Here is a 16860-nt window from a genome sequence, read left to right as displayed (position 1 = left end):
TATGTAGGGGGTTGTAGATAAAAGAAACGCTATATGGTGAGTATTTTAGTAAGGATTCTTTTGAGTACAAGGGTTGATTTTGACGTTAATTTGAGGTTGCGGAAGCGTAATGATCGCTAAGTCCACGCCGCATAAGGCCTGGCGGAGATGTCAATAAACTGGAAAATAAATATGAAAATTTGATCGAATGCTGATTTCTTCGACGGATGTAAAAATTACGCGGCTTGATGCCGCGCAATCATCAAATAATCATCATATGAAAAACTGCTGACGTTATGCGCTTTTCGCGGTTGTATGCAACATATAGTTAACATCTACGCCCGGCGCCAGCTTGAAGGTGTTGGTCAGCGGATTGTAATGCAGGCCGATGATATGCTGCTCTTTCAGAGTAGTCTGATCAACCCAGCCAATCAGCTCCGCCGGCTTAATGAATTTCTTCACGTCGTGCGTCCCTTTGGGCACCATTTTCATCACGTACTCAGCGCCGACTACCGCCATCAGCCACGCTTTACCATTGCGGTTAATGGTCGAGAAGAAGACCTGACCGCCGGGCTTCACCAGCCGTGCGCAGGCGTGCACCACCGATTGCGGGTCCGGAACGTGCTCCAGCATTTCCATGCAGGTCACCACATCGTACTGACCGGCGTGCTTCGCCGCGTGCTCTTCTACCGTCTCCTGGACATACTCGACCTGAACGCCGCTTTCCAGCGCGTGCAGCTTCGCCACCTGCAGCGGTTCAAAGCCCATGTCGAGCCCGGTTACCGTTGCGCCTTCACGCGCCATGCTCTCGGCAAGGATGCCGCCGCCGCAGCCAACATCGAGTACCTTTTTGCCAAACAGGCCGCCAGAACGCTCCGCAATATAGCCAAGACGCAGCGGGTTGATACGATGTAAGGGCTTGAACTCGCCCTCTAAGTCCCACCAGCGCGAGGCGACGGCTTCAAATTTAGCAATTTCATGATGATCAACGTTGTGGGCCACCGGCTGTTTTTCGGCATTCATGGGCGCTTCGACTCCTTTTCTGTTCAGACCGGCGAGTATATCAGGTGACCGACATGAATAAACCGTCTATCCCCATCGCCTTTTGCCGGTACCCGATAGCGCGAATCGGAGCGCCTGCATTTGCCGCCACGATGCGGCGCGAAATTCATTGGGTATAGGTTTACCCGTATCACCGTGGCTGTGTTATAATTTGCGACCTTTGAATCCGGGATACAGTAGAGGGATAGCGGTTAGATGAGCGACCTTGCGAGAGAAATTACACCGGTCAACATTGAGGAAGAGCTTAAGAGCTCGTATCTGGATTATGCGATGTCGGTCATTGTTGGCCGTGCGCTGCCGGATGTCCGAGATGGCCTGAAACCGGTACACCGTCGCGTACTTTACGCCATGAACGTATTGGGCAATGACTGGAACAAAGCCTATAAAAAATCCGCCCGTGTCGTTGGTGACGTAATCGGTAAATACCACCCTCATGGTGATACCGCCGTTTATGACACCATTGTACGTATGGCACAGCCATTCTCCTTGCGTTATATGCTGGTCGATGGCCAGGGTAACTTCGGTTCTGTCGATGGCGACTCCGCCGCAGCGATGCGTTATACGGAAATCCGTATGTCGAAAATCGCCCACGAGCTGATGGCCGACCTGGAAAAAGAGACGGTTGATTTCGTTGATAACTATGACGGTACGGAACGTATTCCTGACGTCATGCCGACGAAAATCCCTAACCTGCTGGTGAACGGTTCGTCCGGTATCGCCGTCGGGATGGCAACCAACATTCCGCCGCACAACCTGACGGAAGTGATCAACGGCTGCCTGGCCTATATCGACGATGAAAATATCTCCGTCGAAGGGCTGATGGAGCACATCCCGGGTCCGGACTTCCCGACTGCCGCCATTATTAATGGTCGTCGTGGGATTGAGGAAGCTTACCGCACCGGTCGTGGCAAAATTTATATTCGCGCCCGCGCTGAGGTGGAAACCGATGCGAAGACGGGTCGTGAAACCATCATCGTGCACGAAATTCCGTATCAGGTGAACAAAGCGCGCCTGATCGAGAAAATTGCCGAGCTGGTGAAAGACAAACGCGTTGAAGGCATCAGCGCGCTGCGTGACGAGTCTGATAAAGACGGGATGCGCATCGTGATTGAAGTGAAACGCGATGCGGTGGGCGAAGTGGTTCTCAACAACCTCTACTCCCAGACGCAGCTGCAGGTCTCCTTCGGTATTAACATGGTTGCGCTGCACCATGGCCAGCCGAAGATCATGAACCTGAAAGATATTCTTTCTGCGTTCGTGCGCCACCGCCGTGAAGTGGTGACGCGTCGTACCATTTTCGAACTGCGTAAAGCCCGCGATCGTGCGCATATCCTTGAAGCGCTGGCGATTGCGCTGGCCAACATCGACCCGATCATCGAGCTTATCCGCCGTGCGCCAACGCCTGCGGAAGCTAAAGCTGGCCTGATCGCGCGTCCATGGGATCTGGGCAACGTGGCGGCGATGCTGGAACGTGCCGGTGATGATGCCGCGCGTCCGGAGTGGCTCGAGCCAGAGTTCGGCGTGCGCGACGGTCAATACTATCTGACCGAACAGCAGGCCCAGGCGATCCTGGATCTGCGTCTGCAGAAACTGACCGGCCTTGAGCATGAAAAACTGCTCGATGAATATAAAGAGCTGCTGGAACAGATCGCTGAACTGCTGCATATCCTCGGCAGCGCCGATCGTCTGATGGAAGTGATTCGGGAAGAGCTGGAAGCCATGCGCGAACAGTTCGGCGACGCGCGTCGTACCGAAATCACCGCCAACACCGCGGATATCAACATCGAAGATCTGATCAACCAGGAAGATGTGGTGGTCACCCTGTCTCACCAGGGCTATGTGAAGTATCAGCCGCTAACCGACTATGAGGCGCAGCGTCGCGGTGGCAAAGGTAAATCGGCCGCACGTATTAAAGAAGAAGACTTTATCGACCGCCTGCTGGTGGCCAATACCCATGACACGATCCTCTGCTTCTCCAGCCGTGGTCGCCTGTACTGGATGAAGGTTTATCAGCTGCCGGAAGCCAGCCGTGGTGCGCGCGGGCGTCCAATCGTCAACCTGCTGCCGCTGGAAGCTAACGAACGCATTACCGCTATTCTGCCGGTACGCGAATACGAAGAAGGCGTGAACGTCTTTATGGCGACCGCCAGCGGTACCGTGAAGAAAACCGCGCTGACCGAGTTCAGCCGTCCGCGTTCTGCCGGGATCATCGCGGTGAACCTGAACGAAGGCGACGAGCTGATTGGCGTTGACCTGACGAACGGTAACGATGAAGCGATGCTGTTCTCAGCCGCCGGTAAAGTGGTGCGCTTTAAAGAGAGCGCGGTCCGTGCCATGGGCCGTACCGCAACCGGCGTTCGCGGCATCAAGCTGGCGGGTGACGATAAAGTGGTCTCGCTGATCATTCCACGCGGCGAAGGCGCTATCCTGACCGTCACGCAGAATGGTTACGGTAAACGTACGGCGGCGGCAGAGTATCCGACTAAGTCCCGTGCAACGCAGGGCGTGATCTCCATTAAGGTCACCGAGCGTAACGGTTCCGTGGTCGGTGCCGTGCAGGTCGATGATTGCGATCAGATCATGATGATCACCGATGCGGGCACGCTGGTGCGTACCCGCGTGTCGGAAGTCAGCATCGTCGGTCGTAACACGCAGGGCGTTATTCTGATCCGTACCGCGGAAGATGAAAACGTTGTGGGTCTGCAGCGCGTAGCCGAGCCGGTTGATGACGAAGAGCTGGATGCCATCGACGGCAGCGTGGCTGAAGGTGACGACGAGATCGCGCCGGAAACTGACGCTGACGCCGATGATGACACTGTCGAAGATGAAGAATAATCTGCGCTAGTGGTGCGAAAAGGGCCGGGAGAGACTCCGGCCCTTTTTATTTGTACGCCGCCCTTTATCCGACGCGAAATCCAGAGAGTATAACGTTGCGACGAAACGTGTTTACCGCTACCTTAACCCCATTCTGTTGAGTCCCTGACGGCCGAGTATCGCCCCATTGAAATATCTTGCCTCTTTTCATACCACGCTAAAGGTTTCACGCTACCTGTTCAGAGCGCTGGCGGTACTGCTCTGGATGCTGATCGCTTTCGTTTCCGTGTTCTATATCGTCAATGCCCTGCATGACAGAGAGTCGGAAATCCGCCAGGAATTTAACCTCAATGCCGATCAGGCACAGCGCTATATCCAGCGAACCGCGGATGTGATTAAAGAGCTGAAATACGTGGCGGGAAACCGTCCGACCAGCGGCGGCGAGGGGGGGGCGACTCCCGCTCCGGGCGGCAACATCGCCGTCCCTGATTTCGAGCCGCTGTACCCTGATTCTGATTGCGGGACCATGGGCGCCACCTGGCGCAACTCTCTGCAGTCGCTGGCGTGGTTTATGCGCTACTGGCGCGATAACTTTTCCGCGGCCTATGACCTCAACCGCATCTTTCTCATTGGCAGCGATAATTTGTGTATGGCCAACTTTGGCCTGCGGGAAATGCCGCTGGAGCGCGATCAGGCGCTGAAAGTGCTGCACCAGCGTATTGAGCAGTACCGCGATGCGCCGCAAAACGAGCGCGGCAACAACCTGTTCTGGATAAGCCAGGGCGTGCGTCCGGGCGTGGGCTATTTTTACGCCCTGACGCCGGTTTATATGGCAAACCGCCTGCAGGCGTTGCTGGGTATTGAGCAGACCATTCGTATGGAGAGCTTCTTTACGCCGGGCAGTCTGCCAATGAGCGTCACGATTCTCGACGACAACGGGCAGCCGCTTATTTCTCTTGCCGGGCAGGATAACAAAATCAAGAGCGAAGCCCGCTGGATGCAGGAGCGGATCTGGTTTGGCTACACCGCGGGTTTCCGCGAGCTGGCGCTGAAGAAGAGCCTGCCGCCATCGTCGTTAAGCATTGTCTATTCCGTGTCGGTCGATCAGGTGCTCGAACGTATCCGGATGCTGATTATCAACGCGATTGTCCTGAATATTCTGACCGGGGTGATTCTGTTTGCCCTGGCGCGGATGTATGAGCGGCGGATCTTTATCCCGGCGGAGAATGATGCCCAGCGGCTGGAAGAGCATGAGCAGTTCAACCGTAAAATTGTCGCGTCGGCGCCGGTGGGAATTTGTATCCTGCGCACCCTCGATGGCACCAATATTCTGAGCAACGAACTGGCGCACAACTACCTCAATATGTTAACCCATGAGGATCGGCAGCGGTTAACGCAGATTATTTGCGGCCAGCAGGTCAACTTCGTGGATGTGTTGACCAGTAACAACACCAACCTGCAGATTAGCTTCGTGCATTCGCGCTATCGCAATGAAAACGTCGCGATTTGCGTGCTGGTGGACGTCAGCGCCCGCGTCAAGATGGAAGAGTCGTTGCAGGAGATGGCGCAGGCCGCGGAGCAGGCCAGCCAGTCGAAATCGATGTTCCTCGCCACCGTCAGCCATGAGCTGCGTACGCCGCTATATGGAATTATCGGTAACCTTGACCTGTTGCAAACCAAAGAGCTGCCGAAGGGCGTCGACAGGCTGGTCACGGCGATGAATAACTCCTCGAGCCTGCTGCTGAAAATCATCAGCGATATCCTCGATTTCTCGAAAATTGAATCCGAGCAGCTGAAAATCGAACCCGGCGAATTTTCGCCGCGTGAGGTGATGAACCATATCTCGGCCAACTATTTACCGCTGGTGGTACGTAAACAGCTGGGGCTCTACTGCTTTATCGAGCCTGACGTTCCGCAGATGATGTCCGGCGATCCGATGCGTTTGCAGCAGGTCATTTCTAACCTGCTGAGCAACGCCATTAAGTTTACCGACACCGGCTGCATCGTCCTGCACGTGCAGTGTGCCGGGGATTACCTGCAAATTAGCGTGCGCGATACGGGCGAAGGGATCCCGGCAAAAGAGGTGGTGCGCCTGTTTGACCCGTTCTTCCAGGTGGGGACCGGCGTGCAGCGCAACTTCCAGGGGACCGGTCTGGGGCTGGCGATATGTGAAAAGCTCATCAGCATGATGGACGGCGATATTGCCGTCGAAACCGAACCGGGAATGGGCAGCCGCTTTACCATTCGTATTCCGCTGTACGGCGTGCAAAACCGCTCGCCGCTGGTGATTGATGGTCTGGTGGGTAAATGCTGCTGGCTGGCTATCCGCAATACCTCCCTGGCGCTGTTTGTCGAGTCGCTGCTTACCCATCACGGTCTTCACGCCCAAATCTATGACGGGCAGCAGCCCGGTGCAGATGATATTTTGCTGACGGATGATGAGCCGGATGCTCGCTGGCAGGGGAGTGCGGCGGTGATTTTCTGTCGCCGCCATATCGGTATTCCGCTGGAACGCGCGCCCGGCGAGTGGATACACAGCGTGACGACACCGCACGAGCTGCTGCCGCTACTGGGACGTATCTTCCGGATTGCGGTGACGACCACCGAACACGGTCCGGCGCTCGCTGCTCCGGAAACGCAGGTCGCCAGCAATGACGATATGATGATCCTGGTGGTGGACGATCATCCGATTAACCGTCGGCTGTTGGCCGACCAGCTTGGCTCGCTGGGATATCAGTGCGTGACGGCAAACGATGGGGTCGATGCGCTGGGCGTGCTGAGCAAACAGCATATCGATATCGTGCTGAGCGATGTCAACATGCCGAATATGGATGGCTATCGCCTGACGCAACGTATCCGCGAGCTGGGAATGACCCTGCCGGTAATCGGGGTGACCGCCAACGCGCTGGCTGAGGAGAAACAGCGCTGTCTGGAGTCTGGTATGGATAACTGTCTGTCTAAACCGGTGACGCTCGATATTATCAAGCAGACGCTGGCAGTCTACGCCGCGCGGGTGCGTAAAGAACGTCAGGAAAGGGAGTAGGGCAGGGAACCGATTGTGTACTTGCCCGGATAAAGCGCGACGCCGTTATCCGGGCAGGCAGCGTTACTCTTTGTCGGTGGCGCTCAGAGAAACGGAAGACAGATAGTTCAGCAGCGCGATATCGTTTTCCACGCCCAGCTTCATCATCGCCGATTTCTTCTGGCTGCTGATGGTTTTAATGCTGCGGTTCAGCTTTTTGGCAATCTCGGTCACGAGAAACCCTTCGGCGAACAGGCGCAGCACTTCGCTCTCTTTCGGCGACAGGCGCTTGTCGCCGTAACCGCTGGCGCTGATTTTTTCCAGCAGGCGCGAAACGCTTTCCGGAGTGAATTTTTTGCCTTTCTGCAGCGCCGCCAGCGCTTTAGGCAGATCGGTCGGGGCGCCTTGTTTCAGCACGATCCCTTCGATATCCAGATCCAGCACAGCGCTAAGGATCGCCGGGTTGTTATTCATCGTCAGAACGATGATAGACAGATCCGGGAAATGGCGTTTGATGTATTTGATCAACGTGATCCCGTCGCCGTATTTATCGCCAGGCATCGACAGGTCGGTAATCAAAACGTGTGCGTCTAACTTAGGAAGATTATTGATAAGTGCCGTTGAATCTTCAAATTCGCCGACTACGTTGACCCATTCGATTTGCTCAAGGGATTTACGAATACCGAACAGTACGATCGGGTGGTCATCGGCAATAATTACGTTCATAGTGTTCATGTATTAGGCTACCTTGCTACAGCAAGCTCTTGACGTAAACGTCAATGTCGCTGATATATTTTTCTATGCCTTGCGCATCTTTCTCGCGAATCAGATGCTCAAGCGTTTCACATAACTGTTTGCCGGGTATCAGATTAAGCATAGCAAACGCCCCTTTGAGGCGGTGCGCTGTCTGCGCCAGCGCAGCTAAGTCGCTCGTTGCCAGTTCAGTATACAGCCTCTTAACATCATCCGGAACTGTGTCGGCAAACAGTGCGTAATAGCCGCTGGCATGGAGTTCGGCGTTACTCTCGCTTCCCGCAGAGGTGGATTGTCCCTCTTCCTGCGCCAGCTGCTGTTCAATCAGTTGCAGAATCGCTTCCTGCATTGCCGTGCTGATATTAAAATTGACACGCAGCTGGCCTGGACCAATTTTGCGTATCCCGACCTCATCATCGCTTAAAAGCAAGCCCGAAGCAGTAAGATTAGACGGATTATCCGTTAAAAAGAGATCGTATTCTTGACTTGTCAGCCTTTCATCCGGCGTGATGCAGGTGGCTCCCCAGCTTTCGAGCTGGCGCACTACAATCCGGCGGACCTCATTGGCGGTAATATCCAGCATCACCACGACATCATCCAGCAGATGCTCGCCGGAGTCGCTCTCTTCTTCGCTGGCCGGCATTTTGAGATGGAGAGAATAACGCGTTCCCAGCGACTCACGCGCCTTGATATTCATCTGACCGCCAAGCCTGCGCGTCAGACGATCGCAGAGCCAGAAGGTGAGGGCGTTGGCTTTACCATACAGGTCGGACTGGGTCTCGTTCAGGAACGGGAAGTGCATATTGTCGATTTCGTTGCCGGAAACGCCGTTGCCGGTATCCAGAATACGGAAGGTCAGCCGGTCGTCTGCGGATTCATCTTTACTCACTTCGAGCGTGATTTTGCCAATTTGCGTCGTGGTCACCGAGTATTGAATGAGCAACAGCAGCGTGCGGCGTAGCGCATCGCGATCGCCATAGCGTTGTTCGTTGGCCGGCAGCGCATTGTTAATCAACAGCTGCAGACCTTTACGTTTAATGGCCGGCAGCACCTCAGGCACCACTTCATCGATCAGCTCCTGAATGGAGAACAGTCCAGGATTACTTTTCCAGCTGTCGCTCTCCAGAAGATTTGCCAGCTGAATTTCATCAACCAGCTGTACCAGCTGATCCGCATGCTGCGCAAGCTGCAGGCTTTGGGCAATGCCAATGGCTGCCGCTTCTTCGGCCAGGCTTTGCGCCGGCTGTTTTAAGGCGCTGCCGATATGCTGCATAAATGCAACGCGCCCCTGCTGATTTTTCTCATACAGACGCTGGGCCTGTTTCAGTTTCTTATTGACCAGAACCTCCCGGTCCTGATCGCGAATAATGAAGATCTGCGTCCGCGGCGCAACCTGGCTGCGATACTGGCGTATTTCATACAGCTCGTTATTGATCGTCGCCTGAATAACCCCCTGATGCTGATCGGCCATGTTGGTGATGTTTTGCAGATTGAGGTGCGGCAGGAGATGATCGGCTATCGGGTTACTGATAATTGTGCGGTTGGCTTCCTGATCGTGGACCAGCAGCCCCAGCGGCAGCAGCGAGACGATCTCTTCGTTAATGGCGCGCAGGGTGCGCAATTCGCTATTGGCCGCGGAAGAGACGGCGGTACCGGTCTGACGGCCGCGGCCGTTGAAATGACGAAACGTCGTGAAACCGAACAGCGTTAGCGCCAGCAGGCCGATAATCAGCAGCAGCGGCAGGAGAATATTCTGCAGGGACTCCAGCAGCAGTGAACCGAAGGGAACCACCCAGATCAGGCGCATACCGGTGGTGCTAATGCTGGTGATGATCTCAATCCGCGCACCGTTAAAGTCGATATTGACGCTATCGGCGGTCTCTTTTTCCGGGTTGCTGACCGCGCTTTGCGCCGGGTCGGGTTCAATACGGAAATTATCCAGCGACATGCCGGGCGGAATCAGGTCGTTAATCGGCAGGTCAAAGGCGACAACCGTCGCCAGGTGGCCCGGCTGGTTAAAGGTGGTGCGCAGGGTGAAATAGTGGCCATTTTGCCAGGAGAGGCGGCGCAGGGAGGAAAAGGTCTCCCTCTCGTCCAGGGTGTTCGCCTGCAGCAACATTTCTGCGCGACGGGATTCAACCACGCTGGTAATCGTTGACTCTTTAAAGCTGGATGACAGGTCTTTCAGCGGCAGCGTCGATACGAGGATCAGACTGTTATCCAGACCATTCAGATAGTACATCGACCAGGGGATGGTTTCCGCTCCCCACAGGATGTCGAGGTAGCTGGACATTTTCTGCGTCATCTCCAGGGTGGAGCTGTCGTGGGATCCGAAGATCAGCGCTTCGGTTTTGCGCCGCGGTTTTTCCAGGTAGTAAACATCCTGCTTCAACCGCGTTTCTTGCAGGCCATCGCTGACGGTGCTGGACGGAGTGGCGGCGATATTGTCGTAAATCTGCCAGGTTGCGTAGCGCCAGGTATCGATGCGTTTATGCAGCGCGTGGCTGACATCAATGACCTGATAACTTTTATCTTTCAGCCAGGTATTGACCGCGCTTTGGATCATAACACCCATCGTCGCCAGCAGGACGATGACCATTAAAACGAAGAAGCGGGTGATGCTGCCTGGCATCAGGGAGAATTTTTTCTGGGTCATCGTGTGACGGAGCGACTCATCAAGGTTTGTAAGCAGGGCATCGCCCCAGGTAGCTGCTAGCAGAGTGAATACGCTAAGCAGTATAAAGGCTAATTTATCAAATCCATACTACAGATTGCGGTTCTGCAATTTTTTTAATCCTGAGAATTATCTTAAAAAGAGCGGGCGCAATGAGATGTACAACAAGGCGAACCTTGTACAATTATTTACCTGTTTTACGCAATAAATAGCACTAAATAACAAGAAATTATCTCGATAAGACTTTACTCACTTGCGAGGTGATTGATTAATAACCGTTATTTTTTTTCATGGATATCGCAGGGTAATTAAAGTTATGTAAAGAAGGGTAAAAAAAAACCGAATGCGAGGCATCCGGTTGAAATAGGGGTAAACAGACATTCAGAACTGAATGACGGTAATAAATAAAGTTAATGATGATAGCGAGAGTTATTCTAGTCGCCGGGGGGGATTTTGTTTTGTCATTCAGTGCTATACATGAAACAACGTGTAACTGCATGAACTTCATTGAGAAAATTTATTTTCTTGATTATTGGTGCTTATTTTAGTGCTTTTTAGCGATGAAGAAAAGTTCCCCTGTGTTTACAATTTGAAACATCTTGTGCGCATTTTGAAACACCTTAGAAGTTTTCGTATCATATTCTTGTTGGATTATTCTGCATTTTACAGCACAATGAATATAGCCGACTGATTAGAAGGGTAATCAGTAAGCAGTGGCAATAATAAAAGGCATATAACAAACAGAGGGTTAATAACATGAAAGTTAAAGTACTGTCCCTCCTGGTACCGGCTCTGCTGGTAGCAGGCGCAGCGAATGCGGCTGAAATTTATAACAAAGACGGCAACAAATTAGACCTGTACGGTAAAATCGACGGTCTGCACTATTTCTCTGACGACAAGAGCGTTGACGGCGACCAGACCTACATGCGTGTAGGCGTTAAAGGCGAAACTCAGATCAATGACCAGCTGACCGGTTACGGCCAGTGGGAATACAACGTTCAGGCGAACAACACTGAAAGCTCCAGCGATCAGGCATGGACTCGTCTGGCGTTTGCTGGTCTGAAATTTGGCGACGCGGGCTCTTTCGACTACGGTCGTAACTACGGCGTTGTTTACGACGTAACTTCCTGGACCGACGTTCTGCCGGAATTCGGCGGCGACACCTACGGTTCTGACAACTTCCTGCAGTCCCGTGCTAACGGCGTTGCAACCTACCGTAACTCTGACTTCTTCGGTCTGGTTGACGGCCTGAACTTTGCTCTGCAGTACCAGGGTAAAAACGGCAGCGTTAGCGGCGAAGGCGCAACCAACAACGGTCGTGGCGCTCTGAAACAGAACGGCGACGGTTTCGGTACTTCCGTAACTTATGACATCTGGGACGGCATCAGCGCTGGTTTCGCATATAGCCATTCCAAACGTACTGATGATCAGAACAGTCTGTCCAAAGGTCGTGGTGATAATGCTGAAACCTACACCGGTGGTCTGAAATACGACGCGAACAATATCTACCTGGCAACCCAGTACACCCAGACCTACAACGCAACCCGTTTCAGTGGTAATGGCAATGCAGACTCCATTAGTGGTTATGCAAACAAAGCACAGAACTTCGAAGTGGTTGCTCAGTACCAGTTCGACTTCGGTCTGCGTCCGTCCGTTGCTTACCTGCAGTCTAAAGGTAAGGACATCGAAGGTTTCGGCGATCAGGATATCCTGAAATACGTTGACCTGGGTGCGACCTACTACTTCAACAAAAACATGTCCACCTACGTTGACTACAAAATCAACCTGCTGGACGACAACAACTTCACCCGTCGTGCCGGTATCTCTACCGACGACGTGGTTGCTCTGGGCCTGGTTTACCAGTTCTAAGCACGCTGAAGTGACGAAAAAAGGCGCCTCTGGCGCCTTTTTTTATGCCCGGTTTAACCTCGCTGGTGTAATCTTGCTGCCTTAGCAAGAGGAACCTGATTTTATGGATATCACTTTTTTCCGTAGCGCGCTGTTCAGCGTCTGCGTACTGCTTTCCGGCTGCGATTCAGCCACCACCCCCACTGCGCCAAAAAGTGCCGCGACCGTACTGGATGGTAAGACGATGGGCACATTCTGGCGGGTCAGCGTCATTGGCGTTGATGAAGCCAAAGCCGAGGCGCTGCGACAGAAGGTCCAGGCGCAGCTCGATGCCGACGATCGCCTGCTCTCCACCTGGAAAAACGATTCTGCGCTGATGCGCTTTAACCATGCCACCACGACCGATCCGTGGCCGGTCAGCGAAGCGATGGCTGATATTGTTACCCTCTCGCTGCGCATCGGCGCAAAAACCGCGGGCGCCATGGATATTACGGTGGGGCCGCTGGTGAACCTCTGGGGGTTTGGCCCCGACAAGCAACCGGTTAAAACGCCGGATCCTCAGCAGATCGCCGCCGCGAAAGCGCGCACGGGGCTCCAGCATCTGACGGTCATTAACCACGCGGATCGGCAATATCTGCAAAAAGACATCCCGGATCTGTTTGTCGATCTCTCCACCGTTGGCGAAGGCTATGCCGCCGATCATCTGGCTCGCCTGATGGAGCAGGAGGGCATTTCCCGATACCTGGTTTCGGTCGGCGGGGCGTTGGTCAGCCGGGGGATGAACGGCGACGGGCAGCCGTGGCGGGTGGCCATCCAGAAACCCACCGATCGCGAGAATGCCGTACAGGCGATTGTTGATATCAACGGACATGGGATCAGTACCTCCGGCAGCTACCGCAACTACTATGAGCTGGACGGTAAACGTATTTCCCACGTTATCGATCCGCAAACCGGCCGGCCGATCGATCATAAACTGGTCTCGGTCACGGTTATCGCTCCGACGGCGCTGGAAGCGGACGGCTGGGATACCGGCCTGATGGTGCTGGGGCCGGAAAGGGCGCAGGAAGTGGTGCGCCAGCAGGGGCTAGCGGTCTACATGATCATCAAAGAGGGCGACGGGTTTAAAACCTGGATGTCGCCGCAGTTCCGCACTTTCCTGGTCGGCGAAAAGAATTAAACAGCAAGATTTCGGGTTTTTTTCATCGGGCGCTGATTCAGACTGACGATACACTTAAAGCAGGAGCCCGTTATGAAACCGATAATTGCTGATACCGACGATCGCCGCTGGCAGGCGGTGTGCGATCGTGATGTGCGAGCCGATGGTCAGTTTGTCTTTGCCGTACTGACCACCGGTATCTGTTGCCGCCCGTCCTGCCGTTCGCGGCGAGCGCTGCGGGAGAATGTGCGCTTTTACCCCGGTGTTGAGGCGGCTATCGCCGATGGCTTTCGTCCCTGTAAGCGCTGCCAGCCGGATAGAAGCGATCCGCAGCAACAGAAGGTGGACAAAGTTACCCTGGCCTGTCGCCTGCTGGAACAGGAAGCGCCGGTGACCCTTGAGGCACTGGCACAGGAGCTGGCGGTCAGCCCCTTTCATTTTCATCGTTTATTCAAATCCGTCACCGGAATGACGCCGAAAGCCTGGCAGCAGGCATGGCGTGCACGACGTTTGCGCGAAGCGCTGGGGCAGGGTGAAAAAGTGACGCCCGCCGTGTTAGCGGCAGGCTTTCCCGGAGGCAGCAGCTATTATCGTCAGGCGGATGCCGCGCTTGGTATGACCGCCCGCCAGTTTCGCCGCGGCGGCGAGGATACCGACATTGTCTATACTGTCGGCGACTGTGCGGTCGGTCGCTGCCTGGTCGCAGAAAGTGACCGGGGCGTGTGCGCCGTTTTACCGGGGGAAGAGGACGCGGCGCTGCTTGATGCGTTATCCCGCCTCTTTCCTCACGCCCGGCTTCTGCCGGGGGATGCGCATTTTTGCCAGCGGGTAGCCCAGGTTTTCGCCCATCTGGACGATCCTCGCCAGGCGGTTAATCTACCGCTGGATCTGCGCGGCACCGCGTTTCAGCAGCGCGTCTGGCAGGCTCTGCGCCAGATCCCGGCAGGAGAGACCCGCAGCTATCGTCAGGTCGCGCACAGCATTGGCCAACCCCGTGCGGTGAGAGCCGTAGCAGGCGCCTGCGCGGCCAATAAACTGGCCATTGTTATCCCGTGTCATCGGGTGGTCCGTGAGGGCGGGGCGCTCTCAGGCTACCGCTGGGGAACGGCCCGCAAAGCGCAATTGTTGGCCCGGGAAGCGCAAACCGAGGAGAAGTGATGCTCGATTTATTCGCCGATACGCCTCCCTGGCAGGAGCCGCTGGCGCCGGGGGCCGCCATTCTGCGGCGCTTCGCCCACCCGCGTGCGGCGGCGTTGCTCCAGGCGATAATGCAGGTTGCCAGCCGGTCGCCGTTTCGTCAAATGGTGACGCCGGGAGGCTATACCATGTCGGTGGCGATGACTAACTGCGGCAGAGTTGGCTGGACCACCGATATGCACGGCTACCTCTATGCCCCCGACGATCCGTTAACCGGTCAGCGCTGGCCGTCGATGCCGACGATCTTTCGCGAACTGGCTGCGGAGGCGGCGCTTGCCTGCGGCTATCCCCGTTTTGCTCCTGATGCCTGTCTGATTAACCGCTATCAGCCCGGGGCAAAGCTGTCTCTGCATCAGGATAAAGATGAACGCGATCTGCGGGCGCCTATTGTGTCGGTGTCACTGGGGTTGCCCGCCGTGTTTCAGTTTGGCGGTCTGCGGCGCAGCGATCCGCTGCAGCGTGTGCTGCTGGAGCATGGCGATGTGGTGGTCTGGGGCGGAGAATCGCGCCTGTTTTACCACGGTATCCAGCCGCTGAAAGAGGGCGACCATCCGCAGACCGGCGCCTGCCGTTATAATCTCACCTTCCGTCTGGCCGGCGCGAAAGAACAAAAATAAGAATTATTCTTGATGTCATTGGCGAGCAGTTTAAACTGCTGGCTGTTTTGCTTGCCCGGATTGTGAGTTATGGAACTTCTGCTGCTTGTCTGGCGCCAGTATCGCTGGCCGTTTATCTCCGTCATTGCCCTGAGTCTGCTCAGCGCGGCGCTGGGACTCGGGCTTATTGCCTTTATTAATCTGCGCCTGATGACCGTGGTCGATACCTCGCTGGCGGTGCTGCCGGAATTTCTCGGTTTATTGCTGTTGCTGATGGTCGTGACGCTGGGTTCCCAGCTGGCTCTGACCACCCTGGGACACCATTTTGTCTTCCGCCTGCGCGGCGAATTTATCAAGCGCATCCTTGATAGCCAAATCGAAAAGGTCGAGAAGATCGGTAGCGCTTCGCTGCTCGCCGGTTTAACCAGCGACATTCGTAATATCACCATCGCTTTTGTTCGCCTGCCGGAGCTGGTGCAGGGGATTATCCTGACCGTTGGTTCCGCCGCCTACCTGGCGTGGCTGTCGGGCAAAATGATGATGGTCACCGCGCTGTGGATGGCGCTGACCATCTGGGGCGGGTTTGTGCTGGTGGCTCGCGTCTACCGGCATATGGCGACGCTGCGGGAAACCGAAGACAAGCTGTACCACGACTACCAGACGGTGCTGGAAGGGCGTAAAGAGCTAACCCTCAACCGGGAACGCGCGGAATACGTGTTTAATCAACTGTATCTGCCGGATGCCCGCGAATATCGTCACCATATTATCCGCGCCGATACGTTCCATCTCAGCGCGGTGAACTGGTCGAATATTATGATGCTGGGGGCCATCGGACTGGTGTTCTGGATGGCAAACAGCCTCGGCTGGGCGAATACCGCGGTGGCGGCGACCTACTCGCTGACGCTGCTGTTCCTGCGCACGCCGCTGCTCTCGGCGGTCGGAGCGCTGCCGACGTTGCTCAGCGCCCAGGTCGCGTTCAACAAGCTGAATACCTTCTCGCTGACACCGTATCGCGCCGACTTCCCGCAGCCGGAACCGCACCCGCACTGGCAGACTCTGGAGCTGCGCGACGTCTGCTTCCACTATCCGGATAACAGCTTTGCCGTCGGGCCGATTAACCTCACCCTACAGCGCGGCGAGCTGGTGTTTTTAATTGGCGGCAACGGTAGCGGGAAATCCACGCTGGCGATGCTGCTGACCGGGTTGTATCAACCGGCTTCCGGGCAGATTCTGCTGGATGGCCAGCCCCTTGCGGCGGACAAGCCCGAAGATTACCGCAAGCTTTTTTCGGCGGTCTTTACCGATGTCTGGCTGTTCGATCGGCTGCTGGGGCCTGGCGGGAAAGCGGCGAACCCTGCGCTGGTCGGCCAGTGGATGGAGTACCTGAAAATGACGCACAAACTGCAGCTGGATAACGGCAGGATTATCGATTTGAAGCTGTCGAAAGGGCAGAAAAAACGCGTGGCGCTGTTGCTGGCGCTGGCGGAGGAGCGGGATATCATCCTGCTTGATGAATGGGCGGCGGATCAGGACCCGCATTTCCGTCGCGAGTTTTACCAGCTGCTGCTGCCGTTGATGCAGCAGATGGGGAAAACCGTTTTCGCCATTAGCCACGACGATCACTACTTCCAGCATGCCGACCGCCTGCTGGAGATGCGAGGCGGCCAGCTGACAGAGCTGACGGGAGAAGAGCGCGAGCTGGCTACCCGGGATGCGGTGGCTCGCACCGCCTGACTGACCGCGTCGCCCGGCTCGCCGG

General features: G+C 55.4%; 10 protein-coding genes. 7 read left to right on the top strand and 3 right to left on the bottom strand.

Features of this window, described 5'->3' with window-relative positions; translation table 11 throughout:
* Positions 1-273 precede the first annotated feature (273 nt).
* Positions 274-1002: a bifunctional 2-polyprenyl-6-hydroxyphenol methylase/3-demethylubiquinol 3-O-methyltransferase UbiG gene (ubiG, locus tag MC50_RS00580; RefSeq protein ID WP_032686664.1), complete on the bottom strand. Its 729-nt coding sequence runs from the start codon at positions 1000-1002 to the stop codon at positions 274-276.
* Positions 1003-1236: 234 nt separating this feature from the next.
* Here ubiG and gyrA point away from each other — a divergent pair, with 234 nt between their 5' ends.
* Both gyrA and rcsC read left to right on the top strand, forming a co-directional pair.
* Positions 1237-3876, top strand: a complete 2640-nt coding sequence (gene gyrA / locus MC50_RS00575) for a DNA topoisomerase (ATP-hydrolyzing) subunit A (RefSeq protein ID WP_032686665.1) — start codon at positions 1237-1239, stop codon at positions 3874-3876.
* A gap of 166 nt (positions 3877-4042) precedes the next feature.
* Positions 4043-6898: a two-component system sensor histidine kinase RcsC gene (gene rcsC / locus MC50_RS00570; RefSeq protein WP_047663330.1), complete on the top strand. Its 2856-nt coding sequence runs from the start codon at positions 4043-4045 to the stop codon at positions 6896-6898.
* A gap of 63 nt (positions 6899-6961) precedes the next feature.
* Here the strand turns inward: rcsC and rcsB are convergent, their stop codons facing one another.
* On the bottom strand, positions 6962-7612 hold the full coding sequence (gene rcsB, locus MC50_RS00565; RefSeq protein WP_002913007.1) for a response regulator transcription factor RcsB: 651 nt from the start codon (positions 7610-7612) through the stop codon (positions 6962-6964).
* A gap of 16 nt (positions 7613-7628) precedes the next feature.
* On the bottom strand, positions 7629-10286 hold the full coding sequence (rcsD, locus tag MC50_RS00560; protein ID WP_047663329.1) for a phosphotransferase RcsD: 2658 nt from the start codon (positions 10284-10286) through the stop codon (positions 7629-7631).
* A gap of 774 nt (positions 10287-11060) precedes the next feature.
* Here rcsD and MC50_RS00550 point away from each other — a divergent pair.
* The 5 genes from MC50_RS00550 to MC50_RS00530 all read left to right on the top strand — a co-directional run bounded on the left by MC50_RS00550 (position 11061) and on the right by MC50_RS00530 (position 16835).
* Positions 11061-12173 carry an OmpK36 porin gene (locus MC50_RS00550; protein ID WP_047663328.1) on the top strand — a complete coding sequence of 371 codons (1113 nt, stop codon included), beginning with the start codon at positions 11061-11063 and terminating at the stop codon, positions 12171-12173.
* 103 nt (positions 12174-12276) lie between these two features.
* On the top strand, positions 12277-13329 hold the full coding sequence (gene apbE / locus MC50_RS00545; RefSeq protein WP_032699095.1) for an FAD:protein FMN transferase ApbE: 1053 nt from the start codon (positions 12277-12279) through the stop codon (positions 13327-13329).
* 72 nt (positions 13330-13401) lie between these two features.
* Positions 13402-14466 (top strand): bifunctional DNA-binding transcriptional regulator/O6-methylguanine-DNA methyltransferase Ada, encoded by a 1065-nt coding sequence (ada, locus tag MC50_RS00540; RefSeq protein WP_047663327.1) that lies wholly within the window; start codon positions 13402-13404, stop codon positions 14464-14466.
* On the top strand, positions 14466-15122 hold the full coding sequence (alkB, locus tag MC50_RS00535) for a DNA oxidative demethylase AlkB (RefSeq protein ID WP_032686671.1): 657 nt from the start codon (positions 14466-14468) through the stop codon (positions 15120-15122). The genes ada and alkB overlap by 1 nt, the downstream gene beginning before the upstream one ends.
* A gap of 69 nt (positions 15123-15191) precedes the next feature.
* Positions 15192-16835, top strand: a complete 1644-nt coding sequence (locus MC50_RS00530) for a multidrug ABC transporter permease/ATP-binding protein (protein ID WP_047663326.1) — start codon at positions 15192-15194, stop codon at positions 16833-16835.
* Positions 16836-16860: the final 25 nt, after the last annotated feature.

Origin of the sequence: Klebsiella planticola, assembly GCF_000783935.2 — a bacterium.
Lineage (GTDB): Bacteria > Pseudomonadota > Gammaproteobacteria > Enterobacterales > Enterobacteriaceae > Klebsiella > Klebsiella planticola.
The sequence above is the reverse complement of the archived record's forward strand: the minus strand, read 5'-3'. Positions and strand labels throughout refer to the sequence as shown.